Origin of the sequence: uncultured Novosphingobium sp. (assembly GCF_964277725.1) — a bacterium.
GTDB classification, from domain to species: domain Bacteria; phylum Pseudomonadota; class Alphaproteobacteria; order Sphingomonadales; family Sphingomonadaceae; genus Novosphingobium; species Novosphingobium fluoreni.
In genome coordinates this window covers 1-5,848 of the sequence record NZ_CAXYKL010000215.1, presented here as the reverse complement: position 1 = coordinate 5,848, position 5,848 = coordinate 1, and the positions used below count along the sequence as shown (strand labels likewise).

8 protein-coding genes are annotated in these 5,848 nt (G+C 62.2%); 5 read left to right on the top strand and 3 right to left on the bottom strand.

Annotated elements, in window-relative coordinates; genetic code table 11:
- The 3 genes from ACHWRX_RS12390 to ACHWRX_RS12380 all read left to right on the top strand — a co-directional run.
- A partial coding sequence (locus ACHWRX_RS12390) for an efflux transporter outer membrane subunit (RefSeq protein ID WP_394659416.1) occupies nt 1-1,283 on the top strand: 1,283 nt, incomplete at its 5' end.
- Between the two features lie 69 nt (nt 1,284-1,352).
- The gene (locus tag ACHWRX_RS12385; protein ID WP_394659415.1) at nt 1,353-1,535 is read left to right on the top strand and encodes a hypothetical protein; all 183 of its coding nucleotides are present in this window, start codon (nt 1,353-1,355) and stop codon (nt 1,533-1,535) included.
- Between the two features lie 66 nt (nt 1,536-1,601).
- Entirely contained in the window at nt 1,602-1,832 is a 231-nt protein-coding gene (locus ACHWRX_RS12380; RefSeq protein ID WP_153000799.1) for a hypothetical protein, read from the top strand.
- A 6-nt stretch (nt 1,833-1,838) separates the two neighbouring features.
- Here the strand turns inward: ACHWRX_RS12380 and ACHWRX_RS12375 are convergent, their stop codons facing one another.
- From ACHWRX_RS12375 to ACHWRX_RS12365, 3 genes are read right to left on the bottom strand one after another with little or no spacing between them, the layout of a single operon-like run.
- Complete coding sequence (locus ACHWRX_RS12375) at nt 1,839-2,537, bottom strand: TadE/TadG family type IV pilus assembly protein (RefSeq protein WP_394659414.1); 699 nt, start codon at nt 2,535-2,537, stop codon at nt 1,839-1,841.
- Nucleotides 2,534-3,124: a TadE/TadG family type IV pilus assembly protein gene (locus ACHWRX_RS12370; RefSeq protein WP_394659413.1), complete on the bottom strand. Its 591-nt coding sequence runs from the start codon at nt 3,122-3,124 to the stop codon at nt 2,534-2,536. The genes ACHWRX_RS12375 and ACHWRX_RS12370 overlap by 4 nt, the downstream gene beginning before the upstream one ends.
- Complete coding sequence (locus ACHWRX_RS12365) at nt 3,121-4,764, bottom strand: pilus assembly protein (protein ID WP_394659412.1); 1,644 nt, start codon at nt 4,762-4,764, stop codon at nt 3,121-3,123. The genes ACHWRX_RS12370 and ACHWRX_RS12365 overlap by 4 nt, the downstream gene beginning before the upstream one ends.
- A 210-nt stretch (nt 4,765-4,974) precedes the next feature.
- Between ACHWRX_RS12365 and ACHWRX_RS12360 the strand changes: the two genes are divergently transcribed.
- Together ACHWRX_RS12360 and ACHWRX_RS12355 are read left to right on the top strand one after the other, a co-directional pair.
- Nucleotides 4,975-5,190 (top strand): hypothetical protein, encoded by a 216-nt coding sequence (locus ACHWRX_RS12360; protein WP_058735192.1) that lies wholly within the window; start codon nt 4,975-4,977, stop codon nt 5,188-5,190.
- A 60-nt stretch (nt 5,191-5,250) separates the two neighbouring features.
- Nucleotides 5,251-5,848: SDR family NAD(P)-dependent oxidoreductase (locus tag ACHWRX_RS12355; protein WP_394659411.1), on the top strand; the 598-nt coding region annotated here is incomplete at its 3' end.

The following is a 5,848-nucleotide window of genomic DNA, read 5'->3' as shown; positions in this document are numbered from 1 at the left end:
CTTTGGCGCAAAGCCCGCAAGTGGAGATCGCCCAAGGCCGGATCCGAGAGGCGCGCGCCAAGCTGGATCAAGGCCGCGCGAACCTGCTGCCCAACATCTCGGCCACCGCGATCTATGCGCACGCGCGGCTGCCCGGTACCGGCATCGGCAACTCGGACAGCGGCAGCGGTGAGGACAACGGCGGTGACGATGCTTCTGCCGTCAATTTCTACAACATCGGAGCCACGGCTTCCTGGGAGCCGGATATTTTCGGTGCGGGCCGGCGCCGCGTATCCGCCGCGCGGGCGACGGTGGAGCAACGCTATGCGGACCTTGCCGATGCGCAAGTGGCGCTGAGCGCGCAAGTGGCACAAACCTATGTCAATTTGCGCGATGCGCAGGAGCGGACCCGGCTGAACGCCTTGTCGAGCGAGAAGCAGCGCCGATCGCTGGACCTAACCCGGCAGCGCTACGCCGCCGGCACCGCGTCACGCCTGATGGTGGAGCGGTTGCAGACCCAGAAGGAATCGACCGACGCGCAGAACATCCCGCTGTCCGCGCAAGTGGCGATGTACAAGGATGCGCTGGCGGTGCTTACCGGACGTGTTCCGGGTGAGCTGGACGCGATGTTGGGCGATAGTGGGCCGGTGCCCGCGCCGCCCGCGCAAGTGCCGATCGGTGATCCAGCAGCGCTGATCGCGCAGCGGCCCGACATCCGCTCCGCCGAACGGGCACTGGCCGCCAGCACCGAAAATATCGGCGTGCAGAAGGCCCGCATGTTCCCCGGCATCAGCTTCACCGGCATCCTGGGGCTGGGCGGCACCAAGCCCGGCGATGTCTTCGATCCTGACAAGCTGGCGGCCTTGCTGATCCCGCAGCTGATGTGGCCGATCCTGGACTTCGGCCGGATCAAGGGCGCGGTGCGCGAAGCGGAGGGGCAGCGGGATACCGCACAAGGGCAGTATCGCCAGACGGTGCTGGCCGCCTTGCAGGATGCAGAGGACAGTCTGGCCCGGTTCGGTGCCACGCGCCAGCAGCTGGCAGGCCTGATCCGTTCGCAACGCAGCGCCGGCATCGCGGCGACGCTAAACCGTCAGCGGTTCGAGGCCGGAACCAGTACGTTGATCGACCAGCTTGATATCGAGCGCCAGGAACTGTCCGCCACCAGCGCGGTATCCCAGGCGCGAGCGCAGCTAACGATCGACTACATTGCGGTGCAAAAGGCGCTCGGGCTGGGCTGGACGATGCCGGACGCGGGGCGGAAAAGCCAGGATGTGGTGGAAAGAGGTCAGGGCGGCCAGTAGGCGCGCCCAGCTGATCCAACCTCCTTTGCGTCCGGTGCGTTGTGCATACGCAACATCAAGGAGTGAGCCATGCTCATCAAACTCGCAGCACTGGGCGCGCTCGGCTACGCCGGGTATCGTTATTTCCAAAAGAACGAGGCTGGCGGCTATCGCGAGCCGCGTCGTATCCAAGTCGCCGGTGGGCCACTGAGCGATCAGGCCACCGTTCAGCCCAGCGCGACCATGCCTCCCGCCGGTTTCCAGCCCAACTGATCGCACGCGTTTTTCCGGAGCGGCGCGTGAGCCGCTCCGGACGCCTTGATGGAGAGGATGCCCGTAGTGCCCGATCGTGATCAGAAAGCGCAGGAAAGTCCCGCGAAGGATCTGCCGCAGCAGGTGAATGACGATATCGCCGGGGTGCAAGGCGCTGCGCCGAACGAAGATTCCACGGCACCAGCCCAAGGCGCGCAGCCCGGCCAAGGCCAAGCCGAGCAACCCGCGCCGGACGCGGGGGAAGTCGAATGGGCAGGGCAAGTGGTCAAAAAGCCGCCTCATCCGGACGATGCCTGAGCGCCCTTAGCTGACGGTGGCGGTGTACTTGGTGCAGACCATAGATGGTGAAGCTGGTGTGGTCTGGAATAGCTGGCTCAGATCCCGGCTGGCCCGCACTGTGTAAGTGGCGATCGAACTGATCGTTGGCGTACCTACGAAGGTGGCACTGATCAACGGCTTGTAGTCGTACTTCACTTCCACAAAGATCACGGCCTCTTTGTCAAAGGCGTAGACCTCATTTCCGGTTGGACCCATCCCGACCGTGCGGATGTCCCCCTGCAGGCCATAGCTTGAGTTGACGCGCTTGGTGCCAAGGCAGCGCTGCCAGTGGATATACTGCTGTCCGCTGGAGTTCACTTCCAGGCTGCTGATGATCACGCGGCCATTGTTGAACAAGTCCAGCTGCGTGCCGGACTGGATGTCGGCGCCGATCAGCATGTCGTTGACGTCGCTCTCATAGACCTTGCGGTTTTGCAGCTGGGAATAGTCACCCAGCCTTGAGCCATTGTCGGCGATGCGTGTCGCCAACTGACCGATGCGCTCGCGCGTGTAGCTATAGTTCGCCAGTTCCACGCCCCACAGTCCCACGCCCAGGAAGAACGGCATGATCAAGGCGAACTCGGTCAGCGCCATGCCCGAGCGGTCGCGTTGCAAGCATTGCAGGCCGAAGCCCGCGCGGGCGAGACGAATGCGGGCAAGCAGGGCGCGGAAAGGGCGGATCATTTGCAATTCCGGATCGCGGGAGACTTCTTCACGTTGTCCCACGGCTGGTTCGCCAGCACCGTCTTCGTGGTCATCTGGTAATTGCCCGATCCACCGAACAACCCCGCCACGGACAGGACGCGCGGATAGCTGACGTTGACCTGATAGACCACGACATCGCGCGCCCCGCCGGTGCCGTTGCTGCCTTGATCGCTATCCCAGTTGCCATTGTTGTTGGCATCCTCATAAGGCTCGCCGTTGTCGCAACGGTTGTTGCCGTTGGTGTCCGTATAGTCTTCCGGTTTACCGACGTCGGAGAACGTGGGATAGGCGGTGCGCTGAAACGTCACCGTTGCATTGGGGACGACATCCTTGACCGCAGAGGTGACGGCGGCATCGATCGTGGTCGCGTTGGAGGATGCGCCTTCCAGCGTGGAGGAGCGGGCGGCGGCTTGAACCGTACCTTCCAACACCGCTGCGGTGTACATGTTGTAGCCCAGTTCCAGCAGGCCCAGGACGGCAATCGCCAAGACCGGCGCGACCAGCGCGAACTCCACCACCGTAGCGCCGCGACGATCCGATAATAGTCGGGCAAGAGGCCTGCTCATTTGATGATCCGCAAGTCGCCAATGGATGCCGCGATCGCCGCGAACGCGTCAGCCAACTGCTTGGAATTGGACGCTTGGAACCAGTGGCCCGGGCCCGCGCAGTTCTTCATCAGGTCCGTCACTGCCGTGCCGAAGCCGATCGTCCAGACGGTGACATTCTTGTTCTTCACCTGATTGCAGGCCACCGTGAAGCGGTTCTCCACCGTCTGGGTCAGGGTGTATTTCGAGCCGGAGTTCCAGCGCTTTTGCGAAAGTGGCTCCACCCCATAGCTGTCGTAGGAGTACTCCAGAGGCGAGGTTTCACCGTCGGTGAGGAAGATCAGGTGGCGCGTGGTGGGCCGTCCGTTGATCTCGGCATTTTCCGCCGCGAACAGGCCGGTCGGCGAAATCAGGCGGCCGCCCCAGATCATGCCGATGTCATGATAGGTGCTGCCGGCGGCGACCAGGCTGTTGACGTAGGTGTTTACGTCCGTCGCCGTCATCTCGGCCAACTTGCGGGCCTTCGCGGGACAGGCGGCGAAGCCGAGCGCGGACGCGTTGGTATAGTCGTCACTGTAGTCGACCGACCCCGGCGACCAGCTTCCATAAAGATAATTGCCCCAGTTCGTGATGCCCCGAAGATATGCCAGTTCAGGGAATAAAGGGCGCCACTGCGTATCCGGATTATTGGAAACAGGCACGGCATCGATATCAAGATCGCGTGCGCGAGTCAGATCCACATTGTTGTAATCGTCGATCACGTAAGTTGCGCGTTCTTCGATGCACCCGCTGTACGTCAGTGTCGTGTTGAGTGGCGAAGATGGCGTGCCTGCGATCTTCTCAGTTATCGTACCGCCAGAATACAGCGCATCGGAATTGCCGTTCTTTAATTTGTTGAGGTTGATCGATCGACTGGCATAGCGCCAATTTCCGTTATTACCTCCGGGGGGGACACTCCGCGTCTCATAGTTATTCTGATTTACCATCCAGCCGGATTTCAGCAGGAAGCCCACGTTGACGTTGGTGGAATAGGGCACGAAACCATAGCGGATGCGGGTGTCCTGGCCCTTGGTGGCTTCCACCGAGGTATAGAAGTCCTTCACCACCTGGCGCAGCACGGAAATCTTGCTGCTGGTGTCTCCCGGGTTGGTATCGTTCATCGATCCGGTGGTATCCAGCACCATCATGATATCCGCGTTCGAATAATTGAACTGGGCCGAGCAGTTGACGGTAATCGGAAGATTATCGATCATGAACAACTTCATCACCGAAGTCGGCACCGTGGCCGTGGCAGTGCCGTTGATGGTGTAGTTGGACAGCAGCGTCATCGTGAAGGTGCGATTGGTGGTGCCGTACGCGCCGTCCTGGAAATTGAGGTTGAAGAAACGGTTGCCCGCCGCGGCCGCATCCGTCGGGATGACGTTGTTGGTGATGACCGTGCTGCCGATCTTCTTGCGGGTGGCCAGAACGCCCGCGTCGCACGCTTCCTGCAGCCGTGTGCGGGCAAGGTATCCCCTGCTCATATCGATCCCGCTGCCGATCATAGCGAGCATGGGCACCATCGCGGCGGCTGCGATCATGAAGGTATTGCCGCGCGTGTCCCTGGCGAAGCGGCGCAGACAGCCGATCCGCGTGGCGAGGGCAGCGATCAGGGTTGCCACTGGGGGCATGGTAACAAGCGACTCCGCATAATCCCGGCACCTTTATCGGCCCGCCAGGGTATGTTTCCTTCCAACAGGCGTGGTTAAGGGCGTTCCAAAACAGGACTGCGTAGAGTGACGCTGCCCGTCCGGGTGAAATGAGGACGATCGCGTAAGGCGGGGCTGGAACTTACACGCCGGCAAATCGCTTTCACGCCAAAGGAGATTGTCATGCTCGGAAAGATCATCGGCGGCGTATTGGGCGCAAAAGCTGGCCGCAACACGCGCGGCGGTAGCGAATCGGGCGGGGCCTTGCTGGGCGTTGCCAGCGTGGCCCTGGCCCGCAGGTTCGGCATTCCCGGTATGATCGCGGCGGCGGCAGGCAGCTATGCCCTGAAGAAATACAAGGAAAAGCGCAGTTTCAATCAGCGCGGTCCGCTTCGCTGAACTAGGTTAGGCTGAATTGGAAAAGGCGGTGCCGGTCCACGTCGGCACCGTTCGCCTATTATGACCACCCATATCCTTCTGACCGGGGCAAGCCGAGGCATCGGCGCCGCGATCTCCGCCACGCTTCACCGGCGTGATACGCTGGTGTTTGAGGCGAGCAGCGCGGACGTTGACCTGTCGCAGCCCGGCGCTGCCGATCGGTTGTGGGCGACGGCGGTGGATCGCCTGCAGGGCCGGATCGATGTCCTGGTGAACAACGCCGGGGTTTTCGAAGCCGCGCCGATCGACAGTCCGGACGAGGAATGGCTGGCCGGTTGGCAACGGACCATGACCATCAATCTTGAAGCATCGTCAGTGCTGTCGCGGCGCGCGATTCTGCATTGGCGGGAACACGGGTACGGCGGGCGGATCGTGAATATCGCCAGTCGCGCAGCCTATCGCGGCGACAGTCCGGCGCACTGGCACTACGCCGCTTCGAAGGCTGGGATGGTCGCCGTGACCAAGACGATCGCGCGGGGCTACGCAGCAGAGGGTATCCTGGCCTTCGCGGTCTGTCCCGGGTTCACCATGACCGGCATGGCCGACGATTATCTGGAAAGTCGGGGCGGCGACAAGCTGCTGGCAGACATTCCCCTGGGCCGCGTGGCGACGCCGGAAG